This window comes from Pseudomonas ceruminis (genome assembly GCF_021602025.1).
In the GTDB taxonomy this organism is placed as follows: Bacteria; Pseudomonadota; Gammaproteobacteria; order Pseudomonadales; family Pseudomonadaceae; genus Aquipseudomonas; species Aquipseudomonas ceruminis.
Map to the genome: position 1 here is coordinate 104,235 of NZ_BQHW01000006.1, position 18,040 is coordinate 122,274.

Consider the following 18,040-nt stretch of genomic DNA (forward strand, 5'->3'; position numbering starts at 1 on the left):
TACTGAAATGACCAACAATCGCAAAACCCTGTTCATTGGCTCGGTGCTGGCCGTGGCCGTGTTGGCCGGAGTCATCGGGCCCTGGATATTTGGCAGCGACCACCGCCAGCGTACCAATGACGCTTATGTGATCGCCGACTACACCGTGGTCGCACCCAAAGTCGCCGGCTTCATCAAGGAGGTGCTGGTGGAAGACAACCAGCAGGTCACGGCTGGCCAGTTGCTGGCGACCATCGATGCCCGTGACTATCAGGCCGCGCTGGATGCCGCGCAGGCGCAGTTGCTGGTAGCCCAGGCGCAAAGCGCCGATGCCCGCGCCACGCTTGAACGCCAGGCCGCGCTGATTGCCCAGGCCGAAGCCGCAGTGAAAGCGGCCCAGGCCGAAGCGGCTTTCGCCGACCATGAAGTCAACCGTTACAGCCGCCTGGCCGAGCAGGGGGCTGGCACCGTGCAGAACGCCCAGCAGGCGCGCAGCGGCGTCGATCAGGCCCGCGCACGCCTGGCCAATGCCCAGGCAGCGCTGCTGGCGGCGCGCAAGCAGGTGGACATTCTCACGGCCCAGGTGGCCAGCGCCGATGGCCAGCTCAAGCGTGCCGAAGCCGGCCTGGAAAAGGCCCAGCTCGACCTGTCTTACACCCGTATCACTGCGCCGGGGGACGGCATGGTGGGCGAACGCGCCCTGCGCGTCGGCGCCTACGTCACCCCCGGCGCCCGTCTGCTGTCGGTGGTGCCATTGCAACAGGCCTATGTGGTGGGCAATTTCCAGGAAACCCAGCTGACACACGTGCAACCAGGCCAGCCGGTGAGCATCAGCGTCGACACCTTTTCCGGCGAGAAACTGCAAGGCCATGTGGAAAGCATCGCCCCGGCCACCGGCGTGACCTTCGCCGCAGTCAAGCCAGACAACGCCACCGGCAACTTCACCAAGGTGGTGCAACGTATCCCTGTGAAGATCGTTTTCGATGACGGCCAGCCACTGCTCGCCCGCCTGCGGGTTGGCATGTCGGTGGAAGCAACCATCGACACCCGTGGCGACACGCTCGACGGCAAAGAGGTAAGCGCACGATGAAACCGGCATTACGCTTGAGCCCGTTGCTGCTGGCCATGTTGCTGACCGGCTGCACCATGGGCCCGGACTTCCTGCGCCCCGACAGCCAGGCACCGCGACAGTGGGCGCCGCTGCAAGGCGAGGCGGCGGCCAGCCAGCCCCAGGCCGAACCGCTGGAACTGCGCTGGTGGGAGTCCTTTCACGATGCCCAGCTCAGCGCTTTGATCCAGCGTGTTGTCGAACGCAACCTCGACTTGCAGATGGCCAGCGCGCGGCTGCTGCAAAGCCGTGCCTTGCGCAGCACTGTGGTTGCCGACGAAGTACCGTCGGTGGACGCAACCGCGGGCTACAGCCGTGCTCGTAACAGTGCCGAAGGCCTGAGCGACCCGTCCGGCAAGGCGGGTAAGGAGGCTTTCAACCTTTGGCAGGGCGATCTGGTGGCAGGTTGGGAGCTGGATCTGTGGGGCCGCGTGCGGCGCCAGGTCGAGGCTGCCGATGCCAGCGTCGAAGTGGCCGAGAACGACCGCCGTGGCGTGTTGCTGGCCTTGCTGTCGGAAACCGCCGGCAACTACATCCAGCTGCGTGCCGTGCAGCGCACCCTCGATGTGACCCAGGACAATCTCAGGGTCGCCCAGCACAGCCTGAAGCTGTCCCAGGATCGTCAGGCCGAAGGTGTTGCCACGCGCCTGGATGTGGCCCAGGCCAGCGCCCAGGTCGCTTCGATCGAGTCGCGCCTGCCAAGCCTGCAAGCGCGACGTGATGACCTGATCAACGCCCTCAGCCTGCTCGCCGCCGAACCGCCGCGTAGCCTGCAGGCTGAATTGCTCAAGGGCGGCGAGTTGCCCGCGCCGCAACAGACGTTTGCCATTGGCTTGCCGTCCGAACTGGCCGAGCGCCGCCCGGATATTCGCCAGGCCGAGGCCCGCCTGCATGCCGCCACCGCCAGCATTGGCGTGGCGCAGGCGGATTTCTACCCGAGCATCCGGCTGTCGGGCAGTGTCGGTTTCCAGGCCATGCAGCTGTCAGACTTCGGTGGCTGGGATTCGCGGCGGTTTGCCTTCGGGCCGCAGATGTCGCTGCCGATCTTCGAGGGCGGCCGGCTCAAAGGCACCCTGCAACTGCGCGAGGCGCAGCAGCAGGAAGCCGCGCTGAACTACCGCAAGGTGGTGCTGGGCGCCTGGCATGAAATTGACGATGTGCTACGCCTGTACAACGCCAGTCAGTTGCGCCGTGATTCCCTGGCCGAGGCAGTGCGGCAGAACCGCATCGCCCTGGAAACCGCCCAGCGTCAGTATGTAGAAGGGGCGGTGGACTTTCTCAACGTGCTGACGGTGCAAGGGGCGCTGCTGGCCAGCGAGGAGCAGTGGATCGACAGCTCGGCCGCGGTGTCGCAGGCGCTGGTGGGGCTGTACAAGGCGCTGGGTGGTGGCTGGCAGGCGTTCGATGAGCAGCCGACGAATTCTCACAGTTAGAGAGGAAGCACAGATGCATATTTCCTTGAACGGCAAGCGCGCCATTGTCAGCGGTTCCACCGCCGGCATTGGCCTGGCCATCGCCATCGGCCTGGCCGAGGCGGGCGCCGAAGTGGTCCTCAATGGCCGCACTCAGGCCCGTGTCGACGAAGCCCTCAAGGCCGTGCGCGAACGCTTGCCACAAGCACGCATCATCGGTATCGCTGCCGATCTCGGTAGCAAGGACGGTGCGCAAAAGCTGTTCGATCAGGTGCCGCATACCGACATCCTGGTGAACAACCTCGGCATCTTCGAACCCAAACCGTTCTTCGAGATCGAGGATGAAGACTGGCAGCGCTTCTTCGACGTCAACGTACTCAGTGCGGTGCGCCTTTCGCGCCACTATGCCCGGGGCATGGTCGAGCGCAAATGGGGGCGGGTGGTGTTCCTGTCCAGCGAGTCGGCGCTGCAGATTCCAACTGAAATGATCCATTACGGCATGACCAAAACTGCGCTGCTGGCGGTATCGCGCGGGTTGGCCGAAACCTTGGCTGGCACCGGGGTCACGGTGAACGCGGTATTGCCGGGGCCTACCCGTTCTGAAGGGGTGGGTGACTTCTTTGCCAGACTTGCGCAGGAGCAGGGTGTATCGACCGAAACGCTGGAAGCCAACTTCCTGGCCGAGCATCGGCCGACGTCGCTGATCAAGCGGCTGGCGACGGTGGAGGAGGTGGCCAACATGGTGGTGTACTTGGCGTCGGTGCAGGCCAGTGCAACTACGGGGGCTGCTTTGCGGGTTGATGGCGGGGTATTGCGTTCCATTGCGTGATTGCCGGATCTGGTATCGACCCCTTCGCGGCGTTGCCGCGAAGGGGTCGATACCGGCAGTCGAAAACTCAGAGGGGACGCAGTAGGCCAAAGCGCTTGCGCAACGCCCAATCCAGCAACCGCCGCGGCAGCAACCGGGCCATCAACGGCAAGGCTGTGCTGCCATTCCCCAACCGCAGCACCGCTGGCACTGACGGCTTGCTGACCGCCGCCAGCACCCCTTGGGCAAATACCGCCGCCGATGTCGGCTTGTCCTGTGAAGCCCGCGCCCGCGCCTGCACCTGCTCACGCAACGGCCACCATGGCGAGTCCGCCGCCAGCACCTGCTCGGCCTGGCGCTGGGCATTGCTGGCAAACTGCGAAGCAATCGCCCCCGGCTGAACTTGCATCACCTGCACACCGAAGGGCGCCAGTTCCAGGCGCAAGGCGTCGCTCAGGGCATGTACTGCGGCCTTCGAGGCGCAGTAGGCACCGGCGAATGGCGTGACCAGTACGCCGGAGACGCTGCCGATATTCACCACCAGGCCGCGTGAGCGGCGTAGCAGCGGGAACAGTGCGCGGGTAACGCCGACCACGGCGAAGACATTGGTTTCGAACTGTGGGCGCAGGGCGTCCACGCCGCCATCGAGCAACGGGCCCATGGCGCCGTAGCCTGCGTTGTTGATGAGGATGTCAAGGCGGCCATGGTGCGTTTGCAGCTCCTCGGCCAGGCGTACCAGGGCCGCGCCGTCATTGACATCCAGCTGGCGGGCGATGAACCCGGCAGTGGCCAGGCGCTCGACGTCTTCGGCTTTGCGGGCAGTGGCCCAGACATCGTGGCCGGCATCGCGGAAGGCGTCGGCCAAAGCGCGGCCGATGCCGCTGGAACAACCGGTGATCAGGACGGTGGGCATGGGGGAGGGCCTTGGGTCTGAGTTAAAGGTGGTGTCTGTGCTGCTTCCTCACGGGGCACCGGATCAATTGGCGAAGGTGCCTTGCAGATGCTCGGCACGAAACTCCAGTGTCTGCGGCCGATACCCGGACCGCAGTGGCGGCAATGGCAGGCAATCCTGCCACTCAGCGCCAGGCTGCAGCTCACCGGGCCCACGATAGCGCGGTGCGCTGTAGGTGTTTTCGGCAAGGTTGACGGTATCGCCCGGCGCATAGGCGCCCACCCGCCAACGCAGTTCGGTCAGCGGCGCTTTGTTGCCATTTTTCATGCGCACGCGCAGGGCGCGGTCGGCCGGGCATTGCTCGGGGGCATAGGTCAGACGCAGGTCCAGACGCGCCAGTTGAGAGGCTTCGCGGCTGTCCTGCCAGATCACAAGCAGGGCTACCAGGGCCAGGCCACAGGCGGCCGCCAGGGAGATCGGCAGGGCTTTGGCCGGGTACCGTAGCAGCAGCACCAGCCAGGTGAGGATGAGCAGGGCTCCGATGATCATGGGGCGTGCAGACCTAGATTGGGCGGTCCGACCATCGTAGCAGGGAGGGCTGGCGCCCTCCAATTGCCGGCAAGCTGGCTTGCCGGCAATGGGCCGCAACGCGGCCCCAGGGCGCTGCTTACTGCGCGATGGTCTTCACCGAAACCCCTCGCTCCACCGGTGTGGAGGTGCGCCCATACACATCCTCGAAACGCTCGATATCATCTTCGCCCAGATAGCTGCCCGACTGCACCTCGATGATCTCCAGCGGGATCTTGCCTGGGTTGCGCAGGCGGTGGATCGAGGCGATCGGGATGTAGGTCGACTGGTTTTCGGTAAGCAGGAACACATTCTCGTCACAGGTCACCTCGGCCGTGCCCGACACCACGATCCAGTGCTCGGCGCGGTGATGGTGCATCTGCAGCGACAGGCTGGCGCCCGGCTTGACAGTGATGTGCTTGACCTGGAATCGGCCACCCATGTCCACCGAGTCGTACGAGCCCCACGGACGATACACTTCCAGGTGGTTCTGGGTTTCGCTGCGGCCTTGCGCGTCCAACGTCTTGACCATCTGCTTGACGCCCTGGACCTTGTCCTTGTGGGCAATCATCATCGCGTCCTTGGTTTCGACCACGACGATGTTCTCCAGGCCGATCACCGACACCAGCTTGCCATTGCCGTGGATCATGCAGTTGCGGCTGTCCTGTACCACCACATCGCCCTTGGTGACGTTGCCGTCGGCGTCCTTCTCGTGCACCTCCCACAACGAAGACCAGCACCCCACGTCGCTCCAGCCAGCGGTCATCGGCACCACACAGGCGCGCTGGGTCTTCTCCATCACCGCGTAGTCGATGGAATTGTCCGGGCAGCAGGCGAAGGTGGCTTCATCGATGCTCAGCACATCGCCGTCTTGCTGGCTGCGCTCCAAGGCCAGGACGCAGGTGTCGTAGATGTCGGTGTCGTGCTTTTTCAGCTCTTCGAGGAAGCGGCTTGCGCGGAACAGGAACATGCCGCTGTTCCAGAAGTAGCCACCGGCCCGGACGAACTCGGCGGCACGTTTTTCGTCAGGCTTCTCGACAAACTGCGCGACCCGGGCCACGCCTTCGGGCAGCAGGGCGTCCTGGCTGGAGCGAATGTAGCCATAGCCGGTTTCAGGCTTGGTTGCCGGTACGCCAAACAGCACCATCTCGCCTCGCTCGGCGGCAACGGTGGCCAAGGCCAAGGCGCGTTGCAGCGCCTTCTGGTCATCGATGACGTGGTCGGCCGGCAGCACCAGCATCAAATCGTCGCGGCCTTCGTTGACCAGCTTCATGGCGGTCATCGCCACGGCGGGGGCGGTGTTGCGGCCAAATGGCTCCATCAGGATGGCCTGGGTTTCGAGCTGCAGGGCAGCGAGCTGTTCCTGAACGATGAACTTGTGGTCTTTGTTGCAGACCACGATGGGCGCGTCCATGCCTTCGAACGCCAGGCGCTCGAGGGTTTGCTGGAACAGCGTGTGCTCGCCGGTCAGCGCCAGAAACTGCTTGGGGAACTGCTTGCGCGACAGCGGCCACAGACGCGAACCGCTACCACCAGAAAGAATTACCGGGATCATGTTGTTTCTCCAATAAGGTCGTTAACGAGGCAGGGGATCAGTGAGTGGACACAGGGCGGGTGACCCAGACCGGTGACAGGCTGTTGCCGCTGCCGGTGACGTACAGCACGGCGGCTTCGCCACGCTCCAGGGCGACAGGTTTGACGTCGCTGACCTTCTTGTCGCCTGCGTACAGGGCCAGGTTGACCTTGACCGGGTTGATCTCCCGTTCGCCACGGCCTTTGGCGGCTACCGGCGTGACCACTTCGGTCTTGCCGTCAGCGGTCTTCAGGGTCAGCGACTGGTCGCTCAGGTTCTGCACGCGGACCAGGGCTTTCTGCTTGTTCTTGAACGGCGGCTCTTCGATCAGTTGCGGGTTGCCGCTGCTGCTGTTGACCAGTGTGTAGTACTTGTCCGAGGCCAGCTTGACCGGCACGCTCTTGCCACCCACTTGGGCGGTGTAGTCACCACCTGGCAGGAAGCTGAAGTCGCTGCTGGCCTGGGCGCCGACCTGTTTGATCTGGGTGTTGCCGACGCTGGCAGCCGCCGGGCTGCCAGCTGCGTTGTACAGGCGCACGAAAGTCGAGCCTTTCGGTGCGGTCGGGCCGTACAGCGCGGCGTCGGCCCCGGCGAAGGCCTGCATCGAAGCCAGAGAAAGGCCGGCCGCGAGGGTGAGGGCTTTGGCAATGGAAGTCTTGGTAGTCATGTGCGTGTTCCTCTCTACGTTCAGTGGTCCGTCCGATTGGACGACAGGGCCAGGTTTTCTTCGGGTTTTCGGGAGTTTTTCAGTTGCGCGATCCAGTGCGGATCGAAGCTGCTGAGGTCGTTTTTCATTGGCAGATAACGCTCGGGGAATTCCCACACCACCACCTGGGGTGCGGCGTTCTTGAAAGCATCGCTTTGCAGGTACTTGAGCATCGGCAGCAACGGGCCGTGGCCGTCTTCGGCGTAGTTGGCGACATCGCTGCGCAGCGCCTGCTGCAAAGCACCGAGGAAGTTCCAGTGCGGGTTGGCGCTGTAGCTGGTGCCGACCAGGGCGACTGGGATCTGGCTGTCGGCGAACAGCGCGTCGCCGGCATCGCCGTTGGCCTCGGCTGGGTGTGTGGTGCGCTGTTGCAGATTGTCCGGAGTCGGCAACAGGTTGCTGAACAGCGGGTCGAGTGGCAGGAAGTTGGTCAGGTCGCCTTTGTACGGCGCTGTGTTGCCCGCTTCAGTGATGAAGGTCTGCGGGTCGCCATTGAGCAGGCTCTGGCGGCTGACCGCCTCGGCCAAGGCTTGCGCGGCGACTTCAGCACCCATCGGCGTCCAGTGGGTGTCGGTGCGCAGGAATACCTGGCCACGTGCCTTGGCCTGTTCCAGCGATGCCATCAGGTCAGGGGCGAACACGTTGGCCTGACGCGCCTGGGCGTGGAACTGGTTGTACAGGTCATCGTGCAAACTGGCGGGCCGTTCCTTGCCGATGTACTCGGCGTAGACCCGCGCCTTGGCCGGGATGATCGCCAGTACCAGCTGACAACCGTGCTTTTGCAGGGTGTCGCGCACGCCACGGATCAGCGCCAGGTTCTCCTGCATCAGTTGGTCGGCGCCGGCAGCAGGTTTGAATTCTTCATCACTGAACAGCCACTGGTCGCGGCCAAGCACCACGCCCGGACGGCCTTCGTTGAACAGCTTGAAGTCCAGGGCAGCCCAGAGGTTGGTGCCCAGGCGTTTGATCGGGAACTGGTCGTCGTAATGGGTTTCGGCAGCCTTGGCCAGCTTGCCGTTGAGCAGGGTCATCTGCTCGGTACGCTGGAAACTTTGCAGACCGCCAGTGGACCAGACGCCCATGCCTACCAGCAGGCCGAGAAACGACAGGGAGTAAGTGATGCGTAATGTCCGGGTCATGGTCATCAACCTCAGAACTGGAAGTAGAGGAACGGCGAGTAGCTCTGCGCCGAAAGCTTGAGAATCGAAGCCACGAACAGCAGCAGGATCAGGGCGCGGGTCATGACCCGAGCCCAGTCCAGGCCTATCGAGCCGTCGCTGTTGACCTGCACCGGGGTGGCTGTGGGCGTGGGTTTGGCGTTGCGGTAGAAGTCACGCAGGCCAAAAAACGCCAGGGTGAGGTAGGCGATGACCAGGGTGGCGACTTGCAGCCCGGTCAGCTGGGCGCGGTTGAGTTCGGAAAGTTGCCACTGGCCAAAGCTGAACATGGCGCCATACATGCGGCCGGCCACGGTCAGGTTCTCGGCGCGGAAGATTACCCAGCCAACCACCACCAGCAGGAAGGTGAAGGCCCATTTGACCGGGTTGAAGCGTTGCGGGTTGGTGTCGATGCCCAGCGCCCGCTCGATGGCCAGCCACACGCCGTGCCAGGCGCCCCAGAGAATGTAGGTGAAGTTGGCGCCGTGCCACAGCCCGCCCAGCAGCATGGTCAGGAACAGGTTGCGGTAGGTGTTGAAGGTACCTTTGCGGTTGCCGCCCAGGGTGATGTACAGGTAGTCGCGCAGCCAGGTCGACAGGCTGATGTGCCAGCGGCGCCAGAACTCGGTGATCGACTGGCTGATATAGGGCTGCTTGAAGTTCTCCATGAAGCGAAAGCCCATCATCAGGCCCAGGCCGATGGCCATGTCGCTGTAGCCGGAGAAGTCGAAGTACAGCTGTGCGGTGTAGGCCAGGGCGCCTAGCCACGCGTCACCGGTGGTGGGGTGTTGCAGGGCGAAGCAATGGTCGGCGACCACCGCCAGGGTGTCGGCGATGAACACTTTCTTGATGAAGCCCTGCATGAACCGGGTGCAGCCTTCGGAGAACTTGTCCAGGGTGTGGGTACGGTTGTTGAACTGGTCGACCAGGTCCTTGAAGCGCAGCACGGGGCCGGCGATCAGGTGCGGGAAAATCGCCACGAACGCTGCAAAGTCGATCAGGTTGCGCGTTGCTGGGGTATCGCCGCGGTACACGTCGATGATGTAGCTGATCGATTCGAAGATGTAGAACGAGATACCGATCGGCAGCAACACGTGGGTGAGGATGAACGGCTCCAGGCCAAACGAGGTGATGATCGCGTTGAGGCTGTCGATGCCGAAGTTGGCGTACTTGAAATAACCAAGGATCGCCAGGTCCACGCCTACGCCCAGCAGCAGCCAGCGCTGGGCAGGCTTGGTTCGGACCCCGGCGGCACCGACTTTGAGGCCGATCCAGTAGTTCCACAGGGTGACGCCGGCGAACAGGGCGAGAAAGTCCACGCGCCACCAGGCGTAGAAAATGTAGCTGGCGATCAGCAGCAGCAGGTTGCGATAGCGTTGCCCGCTCAGGTAGTACAGGCCGAGAAAGATCGGCAAGAACAGGAACAGGAACACGTTGGACGAGAAGACCATCCCGGTTCTCCTAAATGGTTCACAGCATCCAGGGCAAAACGCCCCCCAAACCCCCCAGTCCAAGAACCGGAAGGCACCTCGTATTCCTGTGGGAGCCGGCTCCCACAGGGTTTGGCGTTATTTCTTCGAAGCCGCGCTCGGGTCATAGACCCGGGTCAGGTTGCCGCCCAGCCGGAAGCTGTCGAATGGCTGCATCCCATGCTTGCGCTCGAGCGTGTCGCCGACGCACTGGTACAGCGCGCACCAGGGCTCGAGCCAGGCGTACTTGCTGTCGACCTTGAGGTCCTTCATGTCCTGTTTTTCACCCGCGCGGGCAGCGAACAGGCGGGGGTCGCGGGCGCCGGCCAGTACGCCTTCACCCAGGCGCTGCAGGGCGAAGTTGTTTTCGCTGCGCAGGTCCACACCATTGGCCTTGGCGAAGCTGGCGATCATCGCCAACGGCGGCAGGGCATAGTTGTGGTAGGCCAGGGCGCGTTGCTTGCGTTTGACTTCGTTGGGCAAAAAACCTTGGTCATCGACCTGATTGGCGCCGACCTTGTATTCCTTCACCGCCCAGTCGAACAGGTCGCGGCGGTCGGTGGCCACGGCGGTGGCCATCACCGACCAGGCTGCCCAATAGCTGTGGTTGTTGATCTTCGCCAGCGGTAGGTTGCTCCAGTCGCGCACGGTCTGTTCGGCGAGGTGGGCGAACCATTTTTCGATCAACTGTGCTTCATCCCGGTGCGCAGCCAGCGGCTGCGAGTTGGAGAACTTCAGGCGTAGCCAGGAGCCGCTCATGCTACCCAGGGCCCATTTGCGCATGGATTTGCCGGTGTGGTTGTAGTTGGTAGACATCAAGGCATCGGCCCGCGCCCAGGTTCCGAGCCAGGTCAGGGTGCAGTCGAGCTGGGCCGGGCGGCCGTCGCGCATGTACTGGTTGACCATCTTGGCCACGCCACGCTCAAGGGTCGTGATGTCTTTGGTGGAGTCGCGGAAGGCCTGTTCCGAGTCGAGGTTCAGGGTTGCCCGTGCCTTGTCCGAGCCTTCGTACTTGCTGCGAAATTGCAGTGCTCCGGTGTAGGGCTTGGGCGCGGGCTCACAGCGGAACTTGCCATCGCTGGTCTTGAACTGTTCGATGCCCTCGTAGTACCCCTGAGGGGGGACCAGCGCGGCCTGCGCGGCGCCGCCAAACAACGCCAGGGTGAGCAGGGCAGGGCTGAAGATTCGCTTGAATGCAGTCATGGTCGCCTCACTGGCCGGCCTGCGCTGTTTGCGCAGGCACGGCGAAGTTGTTGCGTTTGCAGAGTTTGGCCTCGACCTTCTGGGTGCCTTTTTCCGGCCCCTGAACCTCGAAGGCCAACAGGTTCTGGCTGGCCCAGTCCTCGTCCTCGCGCATCTGGAAAACGAAGCGGCCGTCGGTGTCGGAGGTTTCCGGCTTCTCGAGCTTGATGTCTTCGTGGCGGCCGTTGAGGTACCACAAGGTGGCCTGCAGCACTTTCACCGACGGGTCCTCGAACTTGACGTCCATTTGCAGGTTGCGGTTGATCAGGTCTTTGATCACGCCGCCCTTGCCATTGACCATCAGCTCGTTCTTGCCAGGCTTGAGGGTGCTGCTGGCGCTCATCAACGCCGGGCGCGCATCACAGCCATCGTCGAGCAGGCCGAGGATTTGCCGCCAGATGGTTTCCTGGTCCAGGCGGTACAGCGGGGAGAACTCCCAGATGAGGATCTTCGGCGGGTTGTTCTGGAATTCCTCGCTGCCCAGGTACTGGATCATCGAGCCCTCCAGGCCGCCGCCGGGGAAGGCGACATTGAGCACGTCGGCACCGATGTATTGCTCCAGGAAGCCCGAGAAGTTGTAGTTCTTGCCGCTGTGGCTGGTACCGACCAGGGTGATCTGTGCATTGCCGCTGTCACCGAACAGGTCATCGCCGCCGCCGCTCGAACCTTTCGGTTCGGTGGCGAACTGGTCCATGTACTGCACCGCATAGCTGGTGCCGCACAGCTGGCCAGCGACGTTGTGCAAGGTGCCGGTCTTGCCCATGCGCCCGGACTTACGGGTTTCGAATGCCTTGCGCGGGACGCCCTCGAAGGCCGGCATCTTGTGCACGGTGTCGGCCACGATCCTGGCCGCGCGCTCGGCGCCGTATGGCGTCCAGTGCTGGTCGCCACGGAAGTAGAAGTCCTTGCCCTGGTCGGCGGCGGCCAACTGTTCGTTGGTCAGCGGCGACAGGTCGGGCACGTTGTAGCCCATGCTGGCGAAGCGTTTGAGCATGGCCTGGTAGTTGCCCAAGGCCTTCTGGTAGTCGAAAGCGGCTTTCTCGTCCGGCTTGAGCATGTTGCGATTCACCAGGCCACGGGTGGGCTGGTACACCACCACCAGTTCCACGCCGCGCTTCTTGAACGCGTCGTGCACCTGCTGCAGACGCTTGTAGCCGGCGGGCGTGGTATTGAACTCGGTGCGCAGGTCTTCGCGGGTACGGAACAGCCAGTCACCCTGGGCCTGCACCAAGGTGGTGAAGTTCTGTTGATAGCGTGTGGTGTAGCGGCTGGGGTCATGCGCTTCGGGGCACAGCTGGCAGCAAGGCTCGGCGCTGAAGGTTGGGGCCTTCACTTCGTCGGCGCGCACGGCCTGGCCGATGGCCAGCAGGGCGGCGGACAGGCCCAGCAGTTTCATCAGGTGTGGGGTCATGGTCGGGGCTTCCTTAATCGATCATTTCGGTCTGGCGTTCGACCGGGTCGATCAGCACGGCCTTCTGCTGGCGCACCAGCAGGTCGAGGATTTCCTCCTGGCGCTCGCCAAGCACGCCATTGAGGCTGATGCCGTTGGCCTTGCGCGGGGCGAGCATGGAGACCTTGTACAGCTCCACCGACAGCGGCGAGTCGATTGACAGTGGCCCGGAGCCGTTGGCTGCCAGCTCACCGCCCACCACGATCAGCGAAACCTTGGTGTCGAACGGGTCGAGGGCGATGTCGCGGTCCGTGTCGGACAGGTCCTTGATGTGTCCATAAACGCCGACCAGGCCGTTGGCCATGGCGATGTTTTCGTACAGGCGGATGTTCACGCTGTTGCGCACGCGGATGCCGTGGCGGCGGTTGTTGATCAGCTTGTTGCCCCAGATCAGGTTGTCGCCGCTTTCGTACAGGGTGATGCCGTCGGTGTGGTTGCGGTAGATCTCGTTGTAGGCGACCAGGTTGTTGACGCTGTTACGGTCGATCACCACGCCCGAGAGCTTGTTGTCGTAGCTCTTGTTGTTGATGATCCAGCTGTCGTTGACCTCCCGCGAGACGATGATCCCGTGCTTCTTCTTGGTGCCGTGGACCGTATTACCGGCGATGATCAGCCGATGCGAGCGGTCGTGCGGGTCGATGCCGTAGACGATGTTGTCGCGGTAGGTGTTGTCCTTGACCACGAAATCCTGGGTTTCGTAGCAGTAGAAGCCGTACCACATGTCGCTGAACTGCGAGCCGATGATCCAGCCCGTCGGCTCAGGGCGGCCCATGCGCTTGGCCATGTTCGGCGTGTACTGCGAAATGCTCACGCCATACGACTTGGACTTGGCGTAGCCGAAGCTGGCCATCCGGGTGTTGACGATGTAGGTCTCGGTGCCGCCCCATGACAACAGAAACGGGCGGAACTCCTTGGGCGAGCGGAAGGTTGCCGGCCCGTTGTCCTTTTCGCGCCAGCCGGTCACCTGCGTGTCACTGATGAACAGCTTGCCGTCGTTGACCAGGAACGAGCCACCTTCCTGGGACAGGCGCAGCTGCTTGACCTTGCCGTCGATCTCGAGGATGCCCTTCTGCCCGATCACGATCGGCAAGCGGGCCAGGTACACGCCCGGCTGCACTTCGCTGAGGTACTGCCTGGGCACCTTTTTACTCAGTTCGACCAGGTCGACATGGCCGTCGTCGACGAAGATCGCCTGGGGGATGCCGTGCTGGCGCTGCACCCACTCGGCGGCCTTGTTGTCGCCGCCGATGAACTCCTTGAGCGACTCTTCCTGCAGCATGCGGCGCACGCTGACCTTGCCCTTGTGGCTGCGGTCGATTTTCTGCTGCACGGCCTCGGCGGTGTAGCCGCTCAAATCGGGGAGCTTGGGCGGGTCCATGTGCAGCGGCTCGGTCGGCGCGCTGGACACGGTGTAGGTCTTGGCCTGCTGCAGCTCCTTGGCGACCACCGCAGGCTCTGCGGCGGCGGCCAGGCCCGAAGCCAGCAGCAAGGCGCTGGCCAACAGGCTGTGACGTAAGTGCGGGTGAAGGTTCATTGCAGGTCCTCTCCCGGCCTCAGAAGCGCCAGATCACGTCGACGAAGGCGCGGTGCATGTATGAATCCGCTTCCTTGCCATAGGCGTCGCCGGGCTTGAACACACCGGCGCGCAGGCGCACCAGCGCGGACGGCTCGTCGATCGCCTGGCTCATCGAGGCCGGCAGCAGGCCTTGTTTGAAGTACTTGGTAACGACCACGTCCATTTCCTGGCCGAGGTCTTTTTCGCCATTGATCAGCGGGCGGTTCACGCCGTTGTCGTTGACCGCCGCGTTGATCCCACTGGAGCCAATGTTCTGCGCGCCGTCGACCCGCCAGAACTTGTGGTAGATGAAGCTGGCGTCGTAGTCCTCGCGCAGTTGCCACGAGGCAAACAGGGTGGCTGCCTGCAGGTTGCCGAGCTCGCCGCGGAAGGCTTCGCCGAAGCGGTGCACGCGCGAACGGGTACCGGTGAAGTTGGAGCGGTTGCTCTCCAGGCCGGTCTGCTCGAAGTTGTTCGAACCGTCGTCGCCACCGCCGCCGCTGCCACGGGCGTAGGCCGCGCCGACCTGCCAGTTGGGGTCCAGGCGCAGGCGGATGCCCAGGTCCGTGGCCCAGGCGTTGACGTTGCCGCTCTGCTTGCCGGTGGCCACCTGGTCGTCGCCGACCTGCTGGCTGCTGAGCGTGTCGCGGTCACCGGTCAGCCAGGTCAGGCTGCCCCAGTAGTTGACGGTATGGTCGTTGCGCCAGTTGTAGGCGTCGCTGTTGGCTTCAAGACCCAGCCAGGTGAGGTCGCCTGTGCGGGTCTTGTCGAGCGCATCGATGGTTTCGCCGGGGCTTTTGAGGCTGCCGCTGTCATGGGTGTGGTGGGCTCGCAGGCCGACCCAGTGGCCGGGCGTCCATTGCGTGGCGACGTTACCGTAGACATGCGTGCGGTCCTTGTCTTCGGGGGCCAGTTCGGTCAGGTCGGTACGGTATTCGCTGAAGCGCTGGGCCACCCCAAGGTCGGCCTTGAGCAGGGTGGTGTCGAAGGTCCAGTTGAGCGCTTCGATGTTGGTGTCGCGCCACATGCCATCGTCACTGCGCAGGCGCTGGCGACCCAGGCGCAGTTGTTCGCCGGGGTACTGCGTGAGGCCGCTGTAGCCGACCCAGAACTCGCGCATGGCCAGGTAGCTTTTGTCCGGCTTGCGGCTGTCGTCACCGGTATCAGTGGTCGTGCCGTCGTCGTTCTGGCGCAGGGTGTCGGTTTCGATGGTGTCGGTGGCGGCGACGGCTTGACCCATGGCATAAGCGCTCCAGTTGCCGCGCTCGCCGTACACCCAGGGGCGCAGGTCCAGGCCCAGCCCGTTGACGTCACCGCCGGGGCGGGTACCGAGGTCGCGGTCGTCTTCGGACTGGCCGGTGATTTTCACCTCCATGCCGAAGTTTTTCTGGGCGGTGATGTCGGCCAGCGTCGGGCACGACCACAGCAGGGCGAAGCTCAGGCCTATGCCGGCTTTCACGAAGGGGTTGAGCGTCATAGCGAGTCCTCACCGTCTACTTCAGGGTCTTCGTCTTGCAGGGCATCGAGTGCCAGCGTGCTGCGGCCACCTTGGGCCATGCTGCCGCGGGCTTGTCTTTCCTGCGCCAGCAGGTTCTGGGCCTGGCTGCGCTGTTCGGGCGTCAGTTGTTGGTCGAGTTGCTGCAGCAGCTCGGCCGATTGCGGGGTCGGGTTGACCTGCGACAGTTGGGCGAACACCCAGGCGTTGGTAGGTTCGGGGCGGATGCCATGGCCTTCGCTGAACAACTGGGCGAGGGCGTAGTCGGCGCTGTTCTGGCCACCGCGCGCCGCGCTGAGCAGGTGGTCGACGGCTTTCTGCGGCTCGACGTCGCCCAGGTAGCCACGGCGGTACAACTGGCCGAGGTAGTAGTCGGCACTGACTTCACCGGCATCGGCGGCAGCCTGCAGATGCTGCTGGGCCTTCTGGGCATCGGCCGGGACGCTCTTGCCTTCGTAGTAGAGGCGCCCCAGCAGCAGTTCGGCGCGGGGCTGTTCGGCTTCGCGGCCCTTGTCGATGTAAGCCATCAACTGGTCCGTGTCGCCCAGCTCGGGGAAGTCATAGAGCAGTTGCGCCAGGCTGACCCAGGACGCGGGGTTGGCCGGGGCGATGTGCTCGAGCAGGTCCTTGGCGGTTTTTTCGTCAGTCTGGCCCAGGCTGCGGTCGGCCAGCACACGGGCCACGCTGTCGACCCGTGTGGCCGGTACGGTGCCGCGGGCATAGGCGGATTTCAGCTGTTGCAGCAGGGCTGCCTGCTGCTCGGCCTGGCCGCGCTTTTGATAGACGGTGGCAAGCTCGGCATAGCACACGTCCAGGGTGCTCAAGGCTTGCTTGCAGAGCTGCTCGACGTTGTCCAGGTGCTGGTCGTAGGTGCCTTGGGTGCGATAGAGCAGAATCTGCGCCAGGCCCGCTTCGGGGTAGCCGGCGGTGCGCCACTGATCGATCTGCTGCTGCGCATTGACCTTGGGGAAGCTCTGCGGATACAGCAGGTAGAGCATTGCCAACGGGATCAGGGTCTTGTTCTCGCCCTGCTCGGCGGCGAGCTTGAGCAGCATCTCGGCCTCTTCGCGTTCGGCCTGGTTGCTGTCTGGCTTGGCCACCAGCAGGCGGCCAAGGCGCACCTGGGCGCGGGGCGAGGTGGCGGCAGCGGCCCGGTAGGTGGCTTCCGCTTCCTTGAATTGCGCCGGGTCACCGCTGGAAACCTTGATATCGGCCAAGCCTACCTGCGCGTCGCTGTAGCCCAGGTCGGCCAGGGCCTTGTAGTTGCGCTCGGCCAGCGCGGTGTCACCGCGCTTGAGGGCCTCGTTGGCCAAACGCTGGTCGGGCAGACCCGCACAGCCGGCCAGCACCATCGCGGCGGTCAACGCGCACAGTCCAAGGTTCACACGAACCCTGTGGGCGCCGGCTTGCCGACAGGTACCGCGTTGTCTGCTCGTCATCGACTTGTCCTCTTAAAGGCCACGGGCCATGGCTTTGTCGATCAGCCAGTTGAAGGAGGGGCCACGGTCGCTGTTGACCGACGCCGGGCGCCCGGCCAGTTCAGCGGGCAGGCCGCTGTCGGGTTTGATCTGCACGCGAATGTCCGAGGCGAGGTTCTCGCCGTCCAGGCTGGCGCTGCTGACGATCTGGCCGGTGCGCACTTCGTCTTCGCCGGCCACCTGGAAGTTGACCCGGGTGCCTGGCTTGACTTCGTCGAACTGGCGGTAGCTGAAGCGTGCCTCGATCATCGGGTTAGTGGTGCGCGGGATCAGCTGGAAAATCGGCTGGCCCTTGGCGGCATACTGGCCGTCGTCCACCAGTTGGCGGGCAACCACGCAATCGCAGGGGCTGGTGAGGGTGCCGGAGAGCTGCTTGCCGAACAGTTCCTCGACCTTGGCCGGCTCCAGCTGCGAGTCGTCCAGGTGGCCTTTGAGCATGTCCAGCATGCTGGTGCTGAAGCTGGCAAGCGGCGCACCTTTCACCACCTGGCCACCGCTCTGCACCAGGCTGCTGACGGTGCCGTCACGGGGCATGGTGACGCTGGTAGTCGGTACCGCGACCACACCGGCCTCGGCATGGCTGACGAAATACATGCCGTACAGCGACTTGGCGACGAAGCCGAACGCGGCCACGCCGACCACGAACACGCCGAGGGTTACGGTCACCGCCTTGAGGCGGCCGAAGGCGGACAGGCCGGAACCGCCGTCCTTCTGCTTGCGTGCCTTGGTGAAGTTGTCGCGCTGCAGGGTGCTGAGCACATCGCCAATGCTGATCAGCTCGCCTGACAGGTGGCTGGTGATGATGTGGCGCAGGGTGGCGATGTCGCGGGGTTCAAGGTTCTGGAACTGCGCACCGGTACGGCCGTTGCTGGTGTTGTAGGAGCGTACCTGGAACTCGATGTCCATCGACAGGCCAAGGTTGTCGACCACGAACTGCAGGCGCCCGCGCAGTACTTCGCCAACCGACAGCTGCTGTTGGGTATGGAAGCTCAGGCCACCCGCGGACAGGTCGTCGACCTTCACTTCGTGGGCTTGTCGCTTGGCATCGAGGAAGCGCAGCTTGGCCGGGATGCGCACCCGCGCATGTTGGCGCTGGGCTTCGGACTCATGCACGACATTGACGTTCACGGCGGTATTCATGATGGTTTG

The 18,040-nt window shown here is 63.9% G+C and carries 15 protein-coding genes; 3 read left to right on the forward strand and 12 right to left on the reverse strand.

Annotated features, from left to right (window positions below; genetic code table 11):
• Positions 1-7: 7 nt before the first annotated feature.
• From L6D80_RS09540 to L6D80_RS09550, 3 genes are read left to right on the forward strand one after another with little or no spacing between them, the layout of a single operon-like run.
• Entirely contained in the window at positions 8-1,069 is a 1,062-nt protein-coding gene (locus L6D80_RS09540) for an HlyD family secretion protein (RefSeq protein WP_176515702.1), read from the forward strand.
• Complete coding sequence (locus L6D80_RS09545; protein WP_054899211.1) at positions 1,066-2,520, forward strand: efflux transporter outer membrane subunit; 1,455 nt, start codon at positions 1,066-1,068, stop codon at positions 2,518-2,520. The genes L6D80_RS09540 and L6D80_RS09545 overlap by 4 nt, the downstream gene beginning before the upstream one ends.
• Before the next feature lie 13 nt (positions 2,521-2,533).
• A complete protein-coding gene (locus L6D80_RS09550) occupies positions 2,534-3,328 on the forward strand; it encodes an SDR family NAD(P)-dependent oxidoreductase (RefSeq protein ID WP_176515704.1) in 795 nt (264 codons plus the stop codon).
• 67 nt (positions 3,329-3,395) lie between these two features.
• Here the strand turns inward: L6D80_RS09550 and L6D80_RS09555 are convergent, their stop codons facing one another.
• The 12 genes from L6D80_RS09555 to L6D80_RS09610 form a co-directional block, all read right to left on the reverse strand.
• Positions 3,396-4,220, reverse strand: a complete 825-nt coding sequence (locus L6D80_RS09555; RefSeq protein ID WP_176515706.1) for an SDR family oxidoreductase — start codon at positions 4,218-4,220, stop codon at positions 3,396-3,398.
• 63 nt (positions 4,221-4,283) lie between these two features.
• The gene (locus L6D80_RS09560) at positions 4,284-4,748 is read right to left on the reverse strand and encodes a hypothetical protein (RefSeq protein WP_054899214.1); all 465 of its coding nucleotides are present in this window, start codon (positions 4,746-4,748) and stop codon (positions 4,284-4,286) included.
• A gap of 118 nt (positions 4,749-4,866) precedes the next feature.
• On the reverse strand, positions 4,867-6,321 hold the full coding sequence (locus L6D80_RS09565) for a mannose-1-phosphate guanylyltransferase/mannose-6-phosphate isomerase (protein ID WP_054899215.1): 1,455 nt from the start codon (positions 6,319-6,321) through the stop codon (positions 4,867-4,869).
• 37 nt (positions 6,322-6,358) lie between these two features.
• Complete coding sequence (locus L6D80_RS09570; RefSeq protein WP_054899216.1) at positions 6,359-7,006, reverse strand: alginate O-acetyltransferase AlgF; 648 nt, start codon at positions 7,004-7,006, stop codon at positions 6,359-6,361.
• A gap of 20 nt (positions 7,007-7,026) precedes the next feature.
• Complete coding sequence (locus L6D80_RS09575; RefSeq protein ID WP_176515708.1) at positions 7,027-8,184, reverse strand: alginate O-acetyltransferase; 1,158 nt, start codon at positions 8,182-8,184, stop codon at positions 7,027-7,029.
• A gap of 11 nt (positions 8,185-8,195) precedes the next feature.
• Positions 8,196-9,653: an MBOAT family O-acyltransferase gene (locus L6D80_RS09580; protein WP_054899217.1), complete on the reverse strand. Its 1,458-nt coding sequence runs from the start codon at positions 9,651-9,653 to the stop codon at positions 8,196-8,198.
• Positions 9,654-9,770: 117 nt separating this feature from the next.
• Positions 9,771-10,874 carry a mannuronate-specific alginate lyase gene (locus tag L6D80_RS09585; RefSeq protein ID WP_054899218.1) on the reverse strand — a complete coding sequence of 368 codons (1,104 nt, stop codon included), beginning with the start codon at positions 10,872-10,874 and terminating at the stop codon, positions 9,771-9,773.
• A 7-nt stretch (positions 10,875-10,881) separates the two neighbouring features.
• Positions 10,882-12,324 carry an alginate O-acetyltransferase gene (locus tag L6D80_RS09590; protein WP_176514907.1) on the reverse strand — a complete coding sequence of 481 codons (1,443 nt, stop codon included), beginning with the start codon at positions 12,322-12,324 and terminating at the stop codon, positions 10,882-10,884.
• Positions 12,325-12,337: 13 nt separating this feature from the next.
• The gene (gene algG, locus L6D80_RS09595) at positions 12,338-13,897 is read right to left on the reverse strand and encodes a mannuronan 5-epimerase AlgG (protein ID WP_054899220.1); all 1,560 of its coding nucleotides are present in this window, start codon (positions 13,895-13,897) and stop codon (positions 12,338-12,340) included.
• Between the two features lie 19 nt (positions 13,898-13,916).
• Positions 13,917-15,395, reverse strand: coding sequence for an alginate export family protein (locus tag L6D80_RS09600; RefSeq protein ID WP_054899221.1), 1,479 nt, complete (start codon positions 15,393-15,395; stop codon positions 13,917-13,919).
• Positions 15,392-16,852 carry an alginate biosynthesis TPR repeat lipoprotein AlgK gene (gene algK / locus L6D80_RS09605; RefSeq protein ID WP_176514905.1) on the reverse strand — a complete coding sequence of 487 codons (1,461 nt, stop codon included), beginning with the start codon at positions 16,850-16,852 and terminating at the stop codon, positions 15,392-15,394. The genes L6D80_RS09600 and algK overlap by 4 nt, the downstream gene beginning before the upstream one ends.
• A 12-nt stretch (positions 16,853-16,864) precedes the next feature.
• Entirely contained in the window at positions 16,865-18,031 is a 1,167-nt protein-coding gene (locus L6D80_RS09610) for an alginate biosynthesis protein Alg44 (RefSeq protein ID WP_176514903.1), read from the reverse strand.
• Positions 18,032-18,040: the final 9 nt, after the last annotated feature.

Coding starts and splice junctions, on each gene's coding strand:
- L6D80_RS09540 (WP_176515702.1), top strand. CDS start 8: ATGACCAACAATCGCAAAACCCTGTTCATTGGCTCGGTGCTGGCCGTG.
- L6D80_RS09545 (WP_054899211.1), top strand. CDS start 1,066: ATGAAACCGGCATTACGCTTGAGCCCGTTGCTGCTGGCCATGTTGCTG.
- L6D80_RS09550 (WP_176515704.1), top strand. CDS start 2,534: ATGCATATTTCCTTGAACGGCAAGCGCGCCATTGTCAGCGGTTCCACC.
- L6D80_RS09555 (WP_176515706.1), bottom strand. CDS start 4,220: ATGCCCACCGTCCTGATCACCGGTTGTTCCAGCGGCATCGGCCGCGCT.
- L6D80_RS09560 (WP_054899214.1), bottom strand. CDS start 4,748: ATGATCATCGGAGCCCTGCTCATCCTCACCTGGCTGGTGCTGCTGCTA.
- L6D80_RS09565 (WP_054899215.1), bottom strand. CDS start 6,321: ATGATCCCGGTAATTCTTTCTGGTGGTAGCGGTTCGCGTCTGTGGCCG.
- L6D80_RS09570 (WP_054899216.1), bottom strand. CDS start 7,006: ATGACTACCAAGACTTCCATTGCCAAAGCCCTCACCCTCGCGGCCGGC.
- L6D80_RS09575 (WP_176515708.1), bottom strand. CDS start 8,184: ATGACCCGGACATTACGCATCACTTACTCCCTGTCGTTTCTCGGCCTG.
- L6D80_RS09580 (WP_054899217.1), bottom strand. CDS start 9,653: ATGGTCTTCTCGTCCAACGTGTTCCTGTTCCTGTTCTTGCCGATCTTT.
- L6D80_RS09585 (WP_054899218.1), bottom strand. CDS start 10,874: ATGACTGCATTCAAGCGAATCTTCAGCCCTGCCCTGCTCACCCTGGCG.
- L6D80_RS09590 (WP_176514907.1), bottom strand. CDS start 12,324: ATGACCCCACACCTGATGAAACTGCTGGGCCTGTCCGCCGCCCTGCTG.
- algG (WP_054899220.1), bottom strand. CDS start 13,897: ATGAACCTTCACCCGCACTTACGTCACAGCCTGTTGGCCAGCGCCTTG.
- L6D80_RS09600 (WP_054899221.1), bottom strand. CDS start 15,395: ATGACGCTCAACCCCTTCGTGAAAGCCGGCATAGGCCTGAGCTTCGCC.
- algK (WP_176514905.1), bottom strand. CDS start 16,852: ATGACGAGCAGACAACGCGGTACCTGTCGGCAAGCCGGCGCCCACAGG.
- L6D80_RS09610 (WP_176514903.1), bottom strand. CDS start 18,031: ATGAATACCGCCGTGAACGTCAATGTCGTGCATGAGTCCGAAGCCCAG.